This window comes from Chloroflexota bacterium (assembly GCA_016875535.1).
GTDB lineage: Bacteria > Chloroflexota > Dehalococcoidia > SHYB01 > SHYB01 > VGPF01.
The window spans coordinates 1-16025 of sequence record VGPF01000008.1 but is presented as its reverse complement, the minus strand read 5'-3'; the positions used below and the strand labels follow the sequence as shown (position 1 = coordinate 16025).

Annotated in this window: 17 protein-coding genes; 3 read left to right on the top strand and 14 right to left on the bottom strand. The window is 64.6% G+C overall.

Annotation, left to right across the window (positions count from 1 at the left end):
* Window positions 1-67: 67 nt before the first annotated feature.
* From FJ039_04130 to FJ039_04090, 9 genes are all read right to left on the bottom strand, one after another.
* Window positions 68-1633, bottom strand: coding sequence for a 2-isopropylmalate synthase (locus tag FJ039_04130; GenBank protein ID MBM4405358.1), 1566 nt, complete (start codon window positions 1631-1633; stop codon window positions 68-70).
* A 160-nt stretch (window positions 1634-1793) separates the two neighbouring features.
* Window positions 1794-2051: a type II toxin-antitoxin system HicB family antitoxin gene (locus FJ039_04125; protein MBM4405357.1), complete on the bottom strand. Its 258-nt coding sequence runs from the start codon at window positions 2049-2051 to the stop codon at window positions 1794-1796.
* 232 nt (window positions 2052-2283) lie between these two features.
* A complete protein-coding gene (gene ilvC, locus FJ039_04120; protein ID MBM4405356.1) occupies window positions 2284-3300 on the bottom strand; it encodes a ketol-acid reductoisomerase in 1017 nt (338 codons plus the stop codon).
* Window positions 3301-3307: 7 nt separating this feature from the next.
* Window positions 3308-3847, bottom strand: coding sequence for an acetolactate synthase small subunit (ilvN, locus tag FJ039_04115; protein ID MBM4405355.1), 540 nt, complete (start codon window positions 3845-3847; stop codon window positions 3308-3310).
* On the bottom strand, window positions 3844-5559 hold the full coding sequence (ilvB, locus tag FJ039_04110; protein ID MBM4405354.1) for a biosynthetic-type acetolactate synthase large subunit: 1716 nt from the start codon (window positions 5557-5559) through the stop codon (window positions 3844-3846). The genes ilvN and ilvB overlap by 4 nt, the downstream gene beginning before the upstream one ends.
* 373 nt (window positions 5560-5932) lie before the next feature.
* The gene (locus FJ039_04105; protein MBM4405353.1) at window positions 5933-6337 is read right to left on the bottom strand and encodes a hypothetical protein; all 405 of its coding nucleotides are present in this window, start codon (window positions 6335-6337) and stop codon (window positions 5933-5935) included.
* Between the two features lie 173 nt (window positions 6338-6510).
* Window positions 6511-6912 (bottom strand): type II toxin-antitoxin system VapC family toxin, encoded by a 402-nt coding sequence (locus FJ039_04100; GenBank protein MBM4405352.1) that lies wholly within the window; start codon window positions 6910-6912, stop codon window positions 6511-6513.
* A gap of 177 nt (window positions 6913-7089) precedes the next feature.
* Window positions 7090-7875: an alpha/beta hydrolase gene (locus FJ039_04095; GenBank protein ID MBM4405351.1), complete on the bottom strand. Its 786-nt coding sequence runs from the start codon at window positions 7873-7875 to the stop codon at window positions 7090-7092.
* Window positions 7876-7894: 19 nt separating this feature from the next.
* Window positions 7895-9142: an LLM class flavin-dependent oxidoreductase gene (locus tag FJ039_04090; protein MBM4405350.1), complete on the bottom strand. Its 1248-nt coding sequence runs from the start codon at window positions 9140-9142 to the stop codon at window positions 7895-7897.
* Window positions 9143-9235: 93 nt separating this feature from the next.
* Between FJ039_04090 and FJ039_04085 the strand changes: the two genes are divergently transcribed.
* The gene (locus FJ039_04085) at window positions 9236-10486 is read left to right on the top strand and encodes a CoA transferase (GenBank protein MBM4405349.1); all 1251 of its coding nucleotides are present in this window, start codon (window positions 9236-9238) and stop codon (window positions 10484-10486) included.
* Window positions 10486-11703 carry a CoA transferase gene (locus FJ039_04080; protein MBM4405348.1) on the top strand — a complete coding sequence of 406 codons (1218 nt, stop codon included), beginning with the start codon at window positions 10486-10488 and terminating at the stop codon, window positions 11701-11703. The genes FJ039_04085 and FJ039_04080 overlap by 1 nt, the downstream gene beginning before the upstream one ends.
* Here FJ039_04080 and FJ039_04075 read toward each other — a convergent pair.
* The 5 genes from FJ039_04075 to FJ039_04055 form a co-directional block, all read right to left on the bottom strand.
* Window positions 11700-12176 carry a D-tyrosyl-tRNA(Tyr) deacylase gene (locus tag FJ039_04075; GenBank protein MBM4405347.1) on the bottom strand — a complete coding sequence of 159 codons (477 nt, stop codon included), beginning with the start codon at window positions 12174-12176 and terminating at the stop codon, window positions 11700-11702. The two genes, FJ039_04080 and FJ039_04075, sit on opposite strands and share 4 nt — an antisense overlap.
* A 52-nt stretch (window positions 12177-12228) precedes the next feature.
* Window positions 12229-12576: a zinc ribbon domain-containing protein gene (locus tag FJ039_04070; GenBank protein ID MBM4405346.1), complete on the bottom strand. Its 348-nt coding sequence runs from the start codon at window positions 12574-12576 to the stop codon at window positions 12229-12231.
* A 100-nt stretch (window positions 12577-12676) separates the two neighbouring features.
* Complete coding sequence (locus tag FJ039_04065; protein ID MBM4405345.1) at window positions 12677-12868, bottom strand: hypothetical protein; 192 nt, start codon at window positions 12866-12868, stop codon at window positions 12677-12679.
* A gap of 9 nt (window positions 12869-12877) precedes the next feature.
* Window positions 12878-13606 carry an SCO1664 family protein gene (locus FJ039_04060; protein ID MBM4405344.1) on the bottom strand — a complete coding sequence of 243 codons (729 nt, stop codon included), beginning with the start codon at window positions 13604-13606 and terminating at the stop codon, window positions 12878-12880.
* Between the two features lie 43 nt (window positions 13607-13649).
* Window positions 13650-14153: an N-acetyltransferase family protein gene (locus tag FJ039_04055; GenBank protein ID MBM4405343.1), complete on the bottom strand. Its 504-nt coding sequence runs from the start codon at window positions 14151-14153 to the stop codon at window positions 13650-13652.
* A gap of 100 nt (window positions 14154-14253) precedes the next feature.
* Between FJ039_04055 and FJ039_04050 the strand changes: the two genes are divergently transcribed.
* Complete coding sequence (locus FJ039_04050) at window positions 14254-15396, top strand: ferritin-like domain-containing protein (protein MBM4405342.1); 1143 nt, start codon at window positions 14254-14256, stop codon at window positions 15394-15396.
* Window positions 15397-16025 lie beyond the last annotated feature (629 nt).

Below are 16025 nucleotides of genomic sequence, written 5' to 3'. Positions count from 1 at the left end.
GCAGGGCCAGATATGAGCCCGAGCCCTGGGAATGTTCAGGCGAGCGTGAGCGTCCTGCCGGTGTGCGCTAGGGGCCGACCTTTGCCGATTGTGCCGCGGCTTTCGGCATGTCGCGGTTGGCAAGAAGGCGGTTCAGGGCGTTCACGTAGGCCTTCGCGCTGGCGACGATGATATCGTTGTCCGCGCCGCGCCCGATGTACGTCATGCCGTCCTTCTCGATGCGCACCATCACTTCGCCCAGGGCGTCTATCCCGTGGGTGATGGACTGCACCGCGTACTCATCGAGTTTGGCCTTCGCGGCGACGATGCTTTCGATGGCCTTGTAGGTCGCGTCTACTGGGCCGGTGCCCGTCGCCTTCCTCTCCTGCATCTTCCCGTCCGGCCCGGTGAGCTGCACCGTGGCCGTGGGCGTCTGGCCGCTGCCGCAGACCACGTTCATCTTGCCCAGCTTATAGGCGTCGGTCGTCGTCCGTTGCTCATCGGCCACGATGGCGATCAGGTCGCGGTCGGAGACTTCCTTCTTCTTCTCCGCCACTTCCTTGAAGCGGTCGAAGGCCCGCGCCAGATCGGCTTCGCTCAGGCGGTAGCCCAGCTCTTCCAGGCGCTGCTTCACGGCGTGGCGTCCGCTCAGCTTGCCCAGCACCAGGGCCGTGCCGCTGAGGCCGACGCTCTTGGGATCCATGATTTCGTAGGTCGTGCGCTCCTTCAGGATGCCGTCCTGGTGGATGCCGGAGGCATGGCGGAAGGCGTTCTTGCCCACAATGGCTTTGTTGGGTTGAACGGCGAAGCCCGTGTGCTCGCTCACTAGGCGGCTGGCCTTGACCAGCTGCGTGGAATCTATGTTCGTCCCGATGTTGTAGGTGTCTTTGCGCGTTTTGAGCGCCATCACCACTTCTTCCAGGGAGGCGTTGCCCGCGCGCTCGCCGATGCCGTTGATCGTGCATTCGATCTGGCGCGCCCCCGCGCGGATGGCCGCCAGGCTGTTGGCCACGGCCATCCCCAGGTCGTTGTGACAGTGGACGGAGATGCGCGCCTTCTTGATGTTCCGCACGTTCTCGATGATGCCCTTGATGAACTTATAGAACTCCTCCGGTGTCGTGTAGCCCACGGTGTCCGGGATGTTCACCGTCGTCGCCCCGGCGTCAATGGTCGCCTCCAGCAGGCGGTAGACGTACTCCGGGTCCGAGCGCGTGGCGTCCATGGGCGAAAACTCCACGTCCGCCACCTTCTTGCGGGCGTGGGCCACGGCCTCCGCCGCCAGGAGCAGAACCGTCTCGCGGTCCTTCTTCAGCTGGTGCAGCAGGTGGATCTCGGAGCTGGAGAGAAAGACGTGGATGCGCGGGTGCGCCGCCTCTTTGAGCGCCTCCGCCGCCGCGTCCACGGCCTTGATGTTGGCGTGGGAGAGCGCGGCGATGATGGGGCGGCGCACCTCTTGGGCGATGCGCTTCACGGAGGCCATCTCGCCGGGCGAGCTGATGGGGAAGCCGGCTTCGATGATGTCCACGCCCAGTGTGTCCAGCTGGTGGGCGATCTGGACCTTCTGCTCCAGCGTCATCGTCGCGCCCGCGGCCTGCTCGCCGTCGCGCAGGGTTGTGTCGAAGATTAGGACTTTGTCTTCAGTTGTCGTAGCCATGGGGTGTAGCCTCTTTCGTTGCCGTGAAAACCTTGGGAGATCGCGCGCGGAGGTGAGCCAGTCTCTTTATCCCCCGCAGGGGAGGAGGAGGCTGGCCCGGGTCTTCATGGCGAACCGGGCTGGGCTGGGGGCTATGTCAATCGTGGTCTGTGACATATTACTAAACCGCAATCTTCACTTTGCCGATGTAAGCGTTGGGGCGTTGTTCCCGAGGGATGCGTTCGCCCTGCTCCTGCAGGCCCTCGATGTACGTCTCGATGGCATCCTTGGCATTCCTTGCGGCGTGCGCGACGGTGTCTCCCGTTGAAAAACAGCCGGGCAGGGCAGGGACGCGGACAGAATAGCCCCGGGCGTCCTCCTGTTTTTCGATAACTATGGTGTATTCGCGGACCACGGCGTACTTGCGATCTCTTGCCATCGTTACCTCAGACACCCTATGAACTCTTCGTCGCTCAGACCTGCTCGTTTGATCATATCTCGTAAGATGCCGATGCCGACTTCCCCAACACCGCGGAAAACAAGCATCTTGCCATTGGGCATGAAGATCTTAACGTGGTCTCCTTTGCCTTGCCTGACCATTCCTCTGCTCTTTGGAAGGCCTGTATGACTTCCTGTGCCCTCAATTCTCGAAGGCGAGGACTCATATCGCCCTAGTACGCCGAGCCTGCGTCCTTGGGCTTCTGCAGCCACTTCATCATACCGCGCAGCTCAGCGCCCACCTTCTCGATCTGGCTGTTCTGGTCCTTCTTCCGCATGGCGTTGAAGTGCGTCGCCCCTTCGCGCCATTCGGTGATCCATTCCTTCGCAAAGGTGCCGTCTTGGATCTCCTTGAGCACCTTCTTCATCTCCTTGCGCACCCGCTCGTCAACGATGCGCGGGCCGCGGGTGTAGTCGCCGTACTCCGCCGTGTCGCTCACGGAATAGCGCATATAGTTCAGGCCGCCCTGATACATCAGGTCCACGATGAGCTTCAGCTCGTGCATCGTCTCAAAGTAGGCCAGCTCCGGCTGGTAGCCCGCCTCCACCAAGGTATCGAAGCCCGCCTTCACCAGCGATGAGACGCCGCCGCAGAGGACGGACTGCTCGCCGAAGAGGTCCGTCTCCGTCTCTTCCTTGAACGTCGTCTCCAACACGCCCGCCCGCGTGCAGCCGATGCCCTTGCCGTACGCCAGCGCCATGTCCTTGGCCTTGCCGCTGGCGTCTTGGTGGACGGCGATGAGCGCCGGAGTCCCCGCGCCCTCCGTGTAGACCTCGCGGACGCGATGGCCGGGTGCCTTGGGCGCGATCATGCTGACGTCCACATCCTTGGGAGGGACCACCTGTTTGTAGTGGATGTTGAAGCCGTGGGCGAACATAAGCGCATCGCCCTTGCCCAGGTATGGCTTGATCTCCTCATCGTAGACCTTGTACTGCACCGTGTCCGGCAGGAGAATCATGATGATATCGGCGGCCTTGGCGGCGTTCGCCACCGTGTCCACCTTCAGCCCGTCCTTCTCCGCCTTGGGCCAGCTCTTGCTGCCCTTGTACAGGCCGACGGTGACGTCGCAGCCCGAGTCCTTGAGGTTGAGGGCGTGGGCGTGGCCCTGGCTCCCATAGCCGATGACCGCGATCTTCTTGCCCTTCAACAGACCCAGGTTTGCGTCGCTGTCGTAGTAGATCTTCGCCATGGTGCTCCTATTCTTCCTTCGCGCTTGTCTTCAGCGCCGACTTCTTGCCGCGTGTGATCGCGACCCTGCCGGTGCGCATGATTTCCAGGATGCCGAAGCCCTTCATCAGGCTCAAGATCGTGTCTATCTTGCTCTCTTCGCCCGTGATCTCGATGACCAGCGTGTCGGAGGCCACGTCCACGATCTTGGCGCGGAAGAGCTCGACGATCTGGATGATTTCGCCCCGGATCACGGAGTCCGGCGCCTTCACCTTCACCAGCGCCAGCTCCCGGGCCACGATGTCCTCGCTGCTCAGGTCTGTGACCTTCACCACCTCGATGATCTTGCGCAGCTGCTTCGTCGCCTGCTCCACCGTGTCCTCGTTCTCCGCGTTGACCACAAAGGTCATGCGCGAAAGGTTGGGCACTTCGCTTTCGCCCACGGCTAGGCTGGCGATGTTGAAGCCCCGTCGGCGGAACATGCTCGCCACCCGGTTCAGGACGCCGGGCTTGTCCTGCACCAGGGCGGTGATGGTGTGCTTGCGGTAGTGCGCGCCGTTGGTCGTCATGTGGATGCATCCTTGTGGTCCACCAGCTCCCGGCCGGGCATGGGGGCCTCCAGCATCTCCTTCACGGAGGTGCCGGCGGGGATCATGGGGTAGACGTTCTCTTCCGATTCCACGGCGAAGTCCACGATCACCGGGCCCTTGTGGGCCATCGCCTTCTCGATCGTCTCGCGCACCTTGCTCCGCTCGGTCACGCGGAAGCCCTTCATGTCGTAGGCCTCCGCCAGCTTCACGAAGTCCGGGTTGAAGAAGCGCGTCTCCACGTAGTCCTTCTTATAGAAGAACTCCTGCCACTGGCGCACCATGCCGTGGAAACCGTTGTTGAAGATGGCGAACTTCACGTCAATGTTGTGCTCGCGGATCGTGGCCAGCTCTTGGAGCGTCATCTGGAAGCCGCCGTCGCCGCAGATGGACCAGACCGTGTCATGGGGCCGTCCCACCTTCGCGCCCAGGGCCGCAGGCACCTCAAAGCCCATGGTGCCCAGGCCGCCGGAGGTCACGAAGGAACCGGGCTTGGTGTAGAAGAAGTGCTGGGCGGCCCACATCTGGTGTTGGCCCACCCCGGTCACGATGATGCTGTTGCCCTTGGTGGCCTCCCACAGCTGGCGCACCACGTACTGGGGCAGGAGCTTGTTGTTCTCCGGGATAAGGTGCGAAGGGTGCTCCTTCTTGGCCTGCTCGATCTCGCGCACCCACTCCACGTGGGTCTTGCTCGTGACCTGGCGGTTCAGCTGGGTCAGGACGTTCTTCACGTCGCCCACCAGGGGAACCGTCGTCTTTACGTTCTTATCTATCTCGGCCGGGTCAATGTCAATGTGGATCACCTTCGCCCGCGGCGCGAAGTCCGAGATGCGCCCGGTGACTCGGTCGTCGAAGCGCATGCCGATGGCGATGAGCAGGTCGGCGCGGTCTATCGCGATATTGGCGTATGCCATCCCGTGCATCCCCGGCATCCCCACGGAGAGGACATGGTCTTCAGGGAAGCTGCTGATGCCAAGCAGCGTCGTGATAACCGGGATCTGGGCCTTCTCCGCCAGCTCCCGCAACTCGGCGTAGGCGCTGGAGATGATGACGCCGTGGCCCGCCAGGATGATGGGCTTCTTGGCCTCCGCGATGAGCTTCGCGGCGGCCCGGATCTGCGAGGGATGCCCGGTCAGATGCGGCTTGTACCCGGGCAGGTCAATGGCCACGTCTTCCGGGTTGTAGTCCACGATCTCCTGCTGGACGTCCTTGGGGATGTCCACCAGCACCGGCCCCGGGCGGCCCGTCTTGGCGATGTGGAAGGCCTCTTTTATGGTGCGGGCCAGCTCACTCGGGTCCATTACCAGGTAGTTGTGCTTGGTCACAGGCAGCGTGACGCCCTGGACGTCCGTCTCCTGGAAGGCGTCCTTGCCGATGGCCTTGCGCGGCACCTGGCCCGTGATGGCCACCATGGGCACGGAGTCCATGAGGGCATTGGCCAGGCCCGTCACCAGGTTCGTTGCGCCGGGGCCTGACGTGGCGATGCAGACGCCCACCTTGTCCGTCACGCGGGCATAGCCGTCCGCCGCGTGGGCGGCGGCCTGCTCGTGGCGGACCAGGATGTGCTTCAGTTGGGGGTATTGTGGCAGGGTCTGATAGAGCGGCAAGATCGCGCCGCCCAGCAGGCCGAAGACCACGTCTACGTCTTCCCGTATCAGGGACTCGCAGACCACTTGCGCGCCGGTGAGCTTCATAGGCGTCCTTTCTCTTTCCGGCCCAGGAATCGCAGCTAGAGCCGCAGTAACAAAAAAACCCGTCCCACCAAGGGACGGGATGCGATTCCCGCGGTACCACCCTCATTCCCCTCCGGTTCCACATCCGGCGGGGCCCTTCCTTGGCTATCTCGGGCCAGCCCGTCCAACCTTAGTGGCCCGGCTTGCGCCGGACTTCAGCTTGGCCGCTCCAGGGCGACTTCGAGGCTCTTGTCACCGGGTTCGCACCGTTCCCCGGCTCTCTGATGGCAAGAGGGGCCTCTACTGCTCCCTTTCACCGCGTTCCAACAAACACCAACACTATCAGGCGGAGGGGGCTCCTGTCAACCGAGACCGCCGGAGGGCGGAAGGAAGCCTACTTCTGTTGGCCGGACTTCGCCACTCGCAGGGGGATTCGGACCATCTCCTGGCCCTCCACATCGGCATGCAGAGAGTAGGCCCCGAACCTGGGGAAGGTTACGCTTCCGAAGGCGATGCTCACTCTGGCGACGATGTCATAGGACCCTGGCGCTGGCGGGCCGATGGTGATAGCCGCCTCGGCAGGGTTGATGACGGCCTTTCCATCGGCGTCAATGATGCTCAGCGTGATGCGCTTCTGCCCCACCTCGGTCGGCTCGGCGCGGAACTGCGCCACCAGGTGGAAGGAGCCGTGGGTGACCGGCGTTGACTGGGCGAAGATGGTGTCAAAGCCTATGCCCAGGGCGTTGATCTTGTTGGAGACCTCCGCATAGTCGCAGATGAACGCGAAATCGAGTTCCACGGCAGCCTTAGCCTTTCTGTGCCGGCCTTCGTATCTCGGCTTGGAGACTCGCCGGGATAGGCCTGCAGCCGCACGCCTTCGCATGCGCCGAGTGCCAGGCTATTCTAGCCGCTTTTGGGGCGCTTTTGGGCAGCACGTGCCTTCTATGCCACGCGGCGTTGATGGGCATAGGGCTACCCTAGCCCCAATACTTCGATGCCGGCCTGAGGAAAGTCCTTGTCAAACGTGTAACCCCCTTTGATATCGCTACTTCTGGCGGCGGCCCAGATCAGGGCATCGTCAAAGGAGACCTTGGCTGACTCACGACAGAGGTACAGTCCCTGAAGCACAAAGCCCTTTTCAAGGCGGAAGAGTTCGATGTTCGTTTGCTGGCAGAGTTGGATGAGGCTGTCTGCTACCGTTGTCCGCGGCAGTCGGTAATACGAAGTGAGCACATACGCCGCTTCAGCTAAGGCGGCGTCGGTGAGGTACAGCCGGTCCTCTCGCTCCAGGATCCGGGACGCGGCCTCCCCGAGGTCCGGGGGCGTATTCGTCAGGTACCTGACGATGATGTTCGTGTCAACGAATCCGGTCATGGCTTGTTCCGGTTACCTCCGTACTTCTCCCGCACATCCTTCTCGATGACAACCTGCCATTTGGTTCCGACTTTTGTCGGCATGGTATGACTCCGGTCATTCGTATGACTTTTTGCTGAAGTATGACTACTAAGCACAGTCATACTTTCAGGGAAGAACACGCCCGAAGGTCGCCGCTTACCCCAAGAAACCCTTCACCGCTGCCGTGAACTTTGCAGGCTGCTCCAGCATCGGGTAGTGCCCTGCCTTTGCGATGGCGATGCTCCGCGCGCCCTGCACCCGGCGCTTGAACAGCGCCGCATATTGCGGCGGCACCACCTGGTCCCCCGCGCCCCAGATCAGCAGCGTCGGCGCTTCGATGCGCGAGAGGCGCTTCTTGAGCCCCTTGTCCGGGATGGGGAAGAGGAACTTCCCGGCGGCGGAGAGCGCCTTCGCCCGCTCGATGACCGCTGCCTTCTTCTCCTCGTCGCTCTGCGGCGTGACGATCAGGCCGCCCTTCGCCGCCGCGGCGGCGTCATGCCACGATGCGGCGTTCAGCTCCGCCTCCGTCGTCGCGAAGGGGTCAACCCCTGGCCGCTTCTCATCGAAGAGGCCGCTGGGCGCGACGAGCACCAGCCTGCGAACGAGCGACGGCCGCAGCGCCGCGACCTCGGCGGCGATGGCGCCGCCGAAATCGTGGCCGATGAGGTCGGCCTGCCGGAGCTTCAGCGTGGCAAAGAGGTCGAACTGATAGAGGGCGATGTCCAGAAAATCGTCCAGCCGTTCCAGGCCCGTGCTCTCGCCGAAGCCCGGGAACTCCGGCGCGATGACGAGCCTCCGCTGGGCCAGCGCCTCCAGCCACGCCGTGGCGCGAGGGAGTCCCGCCCACCCGTGCAGGAAGACGATGGGCCGTCCCTTCCCTTGCGACCAATAACGGACGCTAAACGTCCCCTTGCGCATGGAGACTCGCTGTAGTATCGGCATGGGCCTCCTCGATTCTCGCCTAGCGCGCGCGGGCCGCAGGCGTCTGCATCGCGCGCTCTGGGAGCGCCTTGGGATACCACTCGTCGCGCCACTCGGACCACAGGCCCCGCAGATGCGGCATCACCTCCCGCGCGAAGAGGTCCGTGTTCATCAGCGTCGTCTCGCGCGGCATGTTCCCCAGGTGCAGGAGGCACATCAGGTGGCCCACGTGGAGGCGCGTGATGACGTCCTTCAGCTGCTCCCGCACCGTCGCCGGACTCCCGGCTACGATGAACCCCTGCTCGATGTAGTCCTTCCACGTCATGCGCTTGCCCGATTGCTGGCGCTGTTGCCGCTGCGTCGGCGCGAACTGCGAGCTCAGCCCCGCCGCGATCGTCTTCACCGTCCGGTAGCCCGGCGCCTCCGCGAACCCCGCCGCGATGTGCAGGCACTTGTCGTAGAAGTAGTCCACGTGGGGCGCGTAGATCCGCTCCGCCTCCGCGTCCGTGGGCGCCACGCAGATCAGCTGCAGAAAGCCCCCGCGATAGGGGTTGCGCTTCAGCCCCATCTCGTCCAGCGTCCTCCAGTAGCCCTGCATCACCTGCTCCCCGCGCTTGTAGCCGGAGAAGCTCAGGTAGCTGTACGAGTAGTTCCGTTCCGCCACCCACGCCCACGTCTCGATGCTGCCGCCGCCGGGCACCCACACGGGCGGATGCGGCTTCTGCAGCGGGCGTGGCCAGACGTTCACATAGCGCAGCTGCGTGTACTTGCCGTTGAAGGCGAAGGGCTCCGGCTCCATCCAGGCCCGCATGATCAGGTCGTGGGCCTCCTGGTACTTCTCGCGCAGGGTGGCGGGCGTCGCCCCGTAGCAGTAGTTCGTGTCCATGGAGCTGCCCACGGGGAAGCCGGCCACCAGGCGGCCGCCGCTCATCACGTCCAGCATCGCCAGCTCCTCCGCCACGCGGATCGGCGGGTTGTAGAGCGCGATGCTGTTCCCCAGCACCACGATGGCCGACCTCTTCGTGTTCCGCGCAAGCGTCGCCGCCATGATATTGGGCGATGGCATCATCCCGTAGGCGTTCTGATGATGCTCGTTCACGCACACGCCGTCGAACCCCGCTTCCGCCGCATGCTCCAGCTCGTCCAGGTACTCGTTGTACATCCGGTGGCCCGCCGCCGGGTCGTAGAGCCTGCTGCTGGGCGGCGTCACCCACACGCTGGGGTATTTCTGGGAGAAATCGGCGGGCAGGTCCTGGTACGGCATCAGGTGGAACCAGTAGAAGCGCATGGCGGCCTCCCGGGCGGCGGCTGTGGAGCCTGGCTGGCCCAAGTCTAGGCCGCATGGCGGGCGAGTCAATGGAAACACGACGCGAGGCGTTACGTGAGCTATACTACGCCTCCACCTGATTCACGGAGCCGAGCGTTGCCGCCTGCCCGTCCCCAGCTTCGCCCGCCGCAAGCCCTCGCGCCCTTCCGGGTCGTCGAGATCGGCAGCCGCGTTGCCGCGAGCTTCTGCGCCAAGTTCTTCGGCGATTTCGGCGCCCAGGTTGTCAAGGTGGAGCCCCGCGCGGGCGCCCCGGAGCGCCGCATGGGCCCCTTTGTGGGCGACGATATGGCCGGCGCATCCGGCCTGCATCTCTTCCTCAACACCAACAAGAAGAGCGTCACCCTCGAGCCCTCCACGATCACCGGCGCGGCCATGCTAAAGGCCCTCCTTCGCGAAGCCGATCTCCTCATCGAAGGCCTGCCGCCCGGCACCCTCGACTCCTGGGGCCTGGGCGAAGCCGATCTCTCCCGCGATTGCCCAAACCTCGTCGTCGCCTCCATTACCGATTACGGCCAGACCGGCCCCTATCGCCATCGCAAGGCCGCCGATATCGCGCACTGGGCCATGGCCTGCCTTATGATCGGCTCCGGCCTCTCGGACCGGGAGCCTCTCCGCGTCGGCGATGATGTCAGCGAATACGTCGCAGGCCTCAACGCCTGCGCCACGGCCCTCGGCATGCTCTTCGGCCGCGATGCCGTCGGCGGCCAGCGCGCCGATCTCTCGGTGCTGGAGGCCCTCATCACCGTCCAGCCCTCCAGCGCCCTGTCCTACGCCTACAACAAGACCCACATGGGGCGCGCGGGCAACCGCTTCCCCATGAACATCGTCCACTGCAAGGACGGCTACGTCGGCTTCTACCCCCAGTTCCCGCATCAGTGGGAGATGTTCGCCGATGCCCTCGGCATGCCCCAGCTCAAGACCGATCCGCGCTTCGCCGCCCCCCTGGCCCGCATGGAGCATGCCGATGAGGCCCTCGCTATCATCCTCCCCTGGTTCCTGGATCGCACCTGCGATGAGGCGGTGCGCATCGGCCAGGAGCACCACGTCCCCTTCGTCCGCGTCGCCAGTGCCAAAGACCTCGTGGAGAGCCCCCAGTACCAGGCTCGCGGCTTCTTCACCGATATTGGGACTGCCGGGTCAGGCAAAGTCGCCGCGCTGGGACGGCCCTTCGGCATGAGCGCCACGCCCTGGCAGCTGCGCTCCGCCGCGCCCGACCTGGGTCAGCACAACATCGAAGTCTTCTGCAACCGCTTGGGCCTCTCCAAGCTGGAGCTCGGCATCCTTGCCGAGCAGGGAGTCATCTGATGCCGCTCCCCTTGGAAGGCATCCGCGTCTGCGACCTCACCCAGTTTTGGGCAGGCCCCTTCGCCACCCAGTACCTGGCGAACCTGGGCGCTGAAGTCATCAAGATCGAACCGGCGGGCCGGGGCGATCGCCAGCGCACCAGCGCCGTGCCGCGCCCCAACGCAGGCGAGTGGGTCGCCATCTTCAACGGCACCAACGTGAACAAGCACGGCTGCACTCTGGACATCACCACTCCGGAAGGCAAGGCCCTCCTCCGCCATCTCATCTCCATCAGCGATGTGGTGGCCATGAACATGAGCGCCCGCGCCGTCAAAAAGCTCGGCCTCGAGTACGACTACGTCCGCTCCGTGAACCCCACCGTCGTGATGCTCTCCATGACCGGCTTCGGCGCAACCGGCCCCTGGCAGGAATACGTGGGCTTCGGCCCCCAGTTCGAGCAGGCCTCCGGCATTACCTATATCAGCGGCTACCCCGATTTGGAGCCGATGGGCAATCCCGCCATGGGCGACCCCATCGGCGGGACCTTCGGCGCCATCGCCATTATGATGGCCCTCAGCCACCGCCGACGTACAGGCCAGGGCCAGTTCATAGACCTCGCCACCACGGAAGGCATGTCCTTCATCAACCCCTATGCCCTCCTGGACTACACGATGAACGGGCGCATCATGGAGCGCAACGCCAACAAGCACCGCCTCTGGTCGCCCCACGGCGCCTTCCCCTGCAAGGGTCACGATGAGTGGGTCGCCATCGCCGTGCAGAGTGATGCCCAGTTCGCCGCCCTCTGCGCCTGCATCGGCAGGCCCGAGCTGGCCGCCGCCCCCCGCTTCGCCGATGCGCTCTCCCGCTGGGAGAACGAAGCCGCGCTCCGCGAACCTATCGCCCACTGGTCCCGGCGGCACACCAACCAAGAAGCCGCCGCCCTGCTTCAGCAGGCCGGCGTCCCCTCAGGGGCCACCGTCACCCACGCCACCGTCATAGACGATCCCCAGCTCAAGCACCGCGACTTCTTCTGGTGGATTGATCGCCCCATCAACGAAGGGAAGCATCCCTACTACGGCTTTCCCGCCCAGCTCTCCAAGACGCCCGTCACGGCGCGGAAGATCCCGCCCACCCTTGGAGAAGATAACGCCTACGTCTATGGCGATCTCTTGAGCCTGGCGAGCGCGAAGATGGCGGATCTGGATAGGCGCGGCGTCATCGCCAAGACCGTGCCCTAGGCCTTCTCCCGCCCGTCCCGGTTCAGGTGGCGCTCCGCGCTATCGAGCATGATGGTCACAGGACCGTCGTTGTGGATCTCCACCAGCATGTGCTCCTGGAAGCGCCCCGTCTGGACCTCCAGTCCCGTCGCGCGGAACTGCGCCGTCAGCCGCTCGAACATCGGCGCGGCCTGTTCAGGCGGCGCGGCCGTGGTGAAACTCGGGCGGCGGCCCTTGCGCGTCTTCGCGTACAGGGTGAATTGGCTCACCAGCAAAAGCGCGCCTTGCACATCCAGCGCTGAAAGATTGAAGCGCCCTTCGGCATCGGGAAAGATGCGCAGGTTGACGCACTTCTCCACGATGTAGCGGCTGTCCTCGTCCGTATCCTCCCGGCCCATGCCGATGAGGAGGACGAGTCCCTTGCCGATGCGCCCCACGTCGCCGCCGTTCACGGCGACGGACGCCCTGGCGACGCGCTGGACGAGTGCGCGCACTCCGGCTCCCTAACTTCCTGCGTTCCCTAGTTCCTGGTTCCTTCGCAGTTCGCTACTTGGCCGCCGCGGGCGAAGCCTCTTTGGCGGGGGTGTTCTTGGACTCGCTCTTCGTCTCGGTCTTCGTCTCGGTCTTCGCCTCGCCCTTGCTCTCGGAAGAGGCCGCCGCGCCCTCTTTTTTTTCGCCCTTTGCATCTGGCTTGGAGCCGTTCTCGGAGTCCGTCCCTTTGCGGGCGTAGTCCGTGGTATAGAAGCCGCTGCCCTTATACACCACGGCAGGCACGTGCAGCAGGCGCTTGGCCTGGGTCGAGCACGTGGGGCATGTGGCGATCGTCTCCGCGCTGAAGCTCTGCTTCAGCTCAAAGCGGTGCTCTTGCGGGCACAAGTACTCATAGATAGGCATAGATCAGAAGCTCCGGGGTAGCGCTTGGGCTGGCGGACTGCTAAATCTCACTCTAGCAACCAGGCCGGGAGAGTGTCAAGGATTCTCTCAGGCGGACCTCTTATGCCCCCGGCGGCACCACCAGGCCGCTTGGGCGCATCGCCGCGCCCCGCCCGGCCACGCTCTCCGCGCGCTGGAGATAGCCGCTGAACCAGATAATGAAGTCGGCCATGTCCACATGCACATGGCACAGGCCGTACTTATTCTGCTCGCGGACAACGCGCTCGCACTTGGGGTAATTGCATCGGGTCATGGGGACTCCTTATAAAGGCGGCCACGGGTAGGGCCGCCGGCGGTCGGCGAAGGGCTTGAAGGAGATCGCGCGCGCAGCGGCTAAGGCCTCCACGCGCTGGTAGAAGGCCGTCACCTCTCCCGGCGCAAGGTGCGACGTGATTTCTTTCGTCAGCGCCTCGTCATGGCACAGCGTGGCGATGGCCGGGACAAGGCTCGCCGGGAGCGGCGCTTTGTCCAGCTCCCACATCACCGTGCGCAGCTTCGGCTCCGCGTGAAAGCTCAGGCCGTGGTCTATCCCCCATAGGCGGCCGTCGCCCTTGGCCTGGAGGATATGCCCGCCTTTGCGGTCCGTGTTGTTGATGAGGCAGTCGAAGACGGCGATGGGCGTCAGGTCGGCGCGGCGCTGCTCCTGGATCGTGAAGTAGTGCGCCTCGGGGACTGCTTCGATGAAGAGCTGTAGCGAGCCGATGCCGTAGGGCCCTTCGCGGATCGCCGTCGCAGGCACGATCTCCCACCCTAGCGCCTCGCTCACGCGCCAGGCCAGGTACTCCCTGCGGTAGAGCGTTCCGTACGGGAAATCCCACAGCGGCCGCTCGCCGTCGCGCGGCTTGTAGACGGCCTTGCAGGCCGCATCACCCTGGCGCACGTCCACCAGGAAGGCGGCGTTGTGCCCGGCCGGGATGGCGCGCGGGTTCGTGACCTCGCCGCCGCGGAGGAGCGAAAGGGTTGCCGAAGAGGCCTTCGTGCGCTGCGCCATAGCATTGCCCCGGGTGAGCTAGGGCGATTGTAGCACCGCGCCGCTAGGGGACCCGTCGCCCGAAAATCACCAGGTCGCGCTCGATGCCGTTCATCTCGGCCACTTTGGGCAGGCGGCCCCACTCGGCGAAACCCGCCCGGGTGAAGAGCTTCACGCTATGCTCATTGTGGGCCTGCACCAGGCCCACCAGGTTCCGTAGCCCCAGCTTCGGCGCGCCGGCGATGGCCTGCTCCAGCAGCCGCTTGCCCAGGCCATGCCCTTGGTGCGCCGCCGTGAGATACACGCTCACTTCCGCTGTGATGTGGTAGCCCGAGCGGTCGTGGAAGTCCTGGAAGCTGAACCACGCGGCCACCTTGCCGTCCACCTCAGCCACCCAGAACGGCCGCTTCGGCGAATGGCTGCGGAACCAGGGGATGCGACTCTCCACTGTGACGGGCGTCGTCTGCGCCGTGGAATAGCCGTTGGCGACCGCTTCGTTGAAGATGGCGACGATGGCCGGGAGGTCGGACTCGACGGCGTCGCGGATGACGAGGTTGCGTATGGTCATGGCCCGGACTTCCAGTATACCAGGAGCGGAGGCGCATTGACTCCCGGGCCATGCCTGCCTATCATGCCCCTAAGGTCTACCGTCGGGATGGGAGGCGACCATGAGCGCAAGCGTGACGCCGAAGCAGGCTTGGGAGACGATGCGCTCCCTGCCGCACCTCCAGCGCATCCGCCGCGGCGATCTGGAGCCGGGCCGCTGGCTCAACGCCGAACCCGGCGATGGCTCCGGCGGCTGGGGCTCCTGGGGCGTCAAGGCCAAGCCCAGCAAGCGCGGCCTCACCCTCATGAACCTCATCGAAGCCGGCGACCCGCCGCCCCCCGAAGATGGCTTCGCCACCCAGCAGATCCGCGGCGCCGCCATGGATCCCCGGTGGCCCCTCTATCCCATGGCCTATGCCGCCAACAAGCGCTATCAGGTTTGGGCCGATAACGTCATGGCCCTCTATGAGGAGGCCGTCTCCCGCCAGTGGTCCGCCACCCGCGATATCCCCTGGGAGCGGCTCACGCCCCTCCCCCGCGATCTGGAGCGCGCCCTCTGCATGATTTGCACCCACTTCACCCGCGTGGAGTTCCTCGCCGCCGACCACCTGGGCGAATGGCTCGCCAAGATCGGCTATGCCTACCACGAGGTGAAGATGTTCCTGGGCGCCCAGATCATGGACGAGACCCGCCACCTGGAAGTCTTCCGCAAGCGCGCCTTCGCCAACGGCGGCGGCATGGGCGCTTCGATGCAGCCCAAGATGGACACCGCCGCCGCCCTGGGCCTGATGCCCGATCAGCCAGCCATCCGAGCCGATTACAACAAGAACTCCTACGCCGTCCAGTTCATTGACGAAGGCATCGTCCTCGATCTCTTCCGCTTCTCCGAGTTCCTCTGCCAGACGGAAGTGGACAAGATCATGTTCCAGCGCATCATGCAGGACGAGGCTCGCCACGTCTCCTACGGCGCCATGCGCCTCAAGTTCCACCTGGAGAACTGCCCCGATAGGGAAGAGGAGACAGAGCGCCTCCACGCCCTGGCCGATACCCTCGAGGTGAGCCACGCCGTCTCCATCCTCCTCAACCCGGACACCATGGAGCCCAGCGCGGTGCTTGCCGGCGGCGGCGCGGGCAAGATGGACAGGGGCTATGAGGCCTACCGCCAGCTCTATGTCCGCGTCCGCGAGGAATACCTCCGCCGCTGCGACACCGTCGGCTTCTCCCGCCGCGACCGCTGCCTCCTGCCCCCCGAGCCTCCGTTCTAGGGGGAGCGGGAGTTTCAGGTGTAGGGGCGAGCCAAGGCATTGTTGTCTTTTGTGCGGCTCGCCCTCAGGATGGCCGAGGAAGGGGTTTGCCATTGCAGGTGAACAATCGCCTAGTGATGTGAGGGCGTCTCGCTCGGATCCTTCGGCGGGCATTATTGACCCCGTCAATCGAGACGTTCGTCTCCATCAGCTCACCGAGGCGAAAAACAGAGGCCGCCGAAAGGCGGCCTCGACCCAGCCGTCGAAGCGACTGGGGGGGTTCGGTTTCATCCTACGAGGGGAACGAGTCTCCGTCAATAGGCGCTTGGCACAGCCTGTGAGGAGCGCATCCGGTGCTCTCCCTGGGAACGAGATGGTTCTCTAGCTTTAGCCGAAGTTCATTCGCCTATTGACATGACCGCGCAGGCATGCATTATCATGACTGTGTAAGCCTTCGCCAGGACAGCGAGCCGGGAAGGTGTGACCGCTAAGGCGCGCGGCCGTGCGCCCAACGCAGTCACGCCTTCCCTTTTTCTTTGTCCGGCGTTGTGCGGGCGGTCGCGGTGCGCCGCGCCTAGGAGGCGTGCCGTTGCAGTCTGAGCAAGGCTTGCGCGAAACGTCGGTGGAAGTAGAGGTGTCGCGATAAGCGG

What these genes read in the sequence shown, in the direction of transcription:
- FJ039_04130 (MBM4405358.1), bottom strand. Translation starts at nt 1,633, where the DNA reads ATGGCTACGACAACTGAAGACAAAGTCCTAATCTTCGACACAACCCTG.
- FJ039_04125 (MBM4405357.1), bottom strand. Translation starts at nt 2,051, where the DNA reads ATGGCAAGAGATCGCAAGTACGCCGTGGTCCGCGAATACACCATAGTT.
- ilvC (MBM4405356.1), bottom strand. Translation starts at nt 3,300, where the DNA reads ATGGCGAAGATCTACTACGACAGCGACGCAAACCTGGGTCTGTTGAAG.
- ilvN (MBM4405355.1), bottom strand. Translation starts at nt 3,847, where the DNA reads ATGACGACCAACGGCGCGCACTACCGCAAGCACACCATCACCGCCCTG.
- ilvB (MBM4405354.1), bottom strand. Translation starts at nt 5,559, where the DNA reads ATGAAGCTCACCGGCGCGCAAGTGGTCTGCGAGTCCCTGATACGGGAA.
- FJ039_04100 (MBM4405352.1), bottom strand. Translation starts at nt 6,912, where the DNA reads ATGACCGGATTCGTTGACACGAACATCATCGTCAGGTACCTGACGAAT.
- FJ039_04095 (MBM4405351.1), bottom strand. Translation starts at nt 7,875, where the DNA reads ATGCCGATACTACAGCGAGTCTCCATGCGCAAGGGGACGTTTAGCGTC.
- FJ039_04090 (MBM4405350.1), bottom strand. Translation starts at nt 9,142, where the DNA reads ATGCGCTTCTACTGGTTCCACCTGATGCCGTACCAGGACCTGCCCGCC.
- FJ039_04080 (MBM4405348.1), top strand. Translation starts at nt 10,486, where the DNA reads ATGCCGCTCCCCTTGGAAGGCATCCGCGTCTGCGACCTCACCCAGTTT.
- FJ039_04070 (MBM4405346.1), bottom strand. Translation starts at nt 12,576, where the DNA reads ATGCCTATCTATGAGTACTTGTGCCCGCAAGAGCACCGCTTTGAGCTG.
- FJ039_04065 (MBM4405345.1), bottom strand. Translation starts at nt 12,868, where the DNA reads ATGACCCGATGCAATTACCCCAAGTGCGAGCGCGTTGTCCGCGAGCAG.
- FJ039_04060 (MBM4405344.1), bottom strand. Translation starts at nt 13,606, where the DNA reads ATGGCGCAGCGCACGAAGGCCTCTTCGGCAACCCTTTCGCTCCTCCGC.
- FJ039_04055 (MBM4405343.1), bottom strand. Translation starts at nt 14,153, where the DNA reads ATGACCATACGCAACCTCGTCATCCGCGACGCCGTCGAGTCCGACCTC.
- FJ039_04050 (MBM4405342.1), top strand. Translation starts at nt 14,254, where the DNA reads ATGAGCGCAAGCGTGACGCCGAAGCAGGCTTGGGAGACGATGCGCTCC.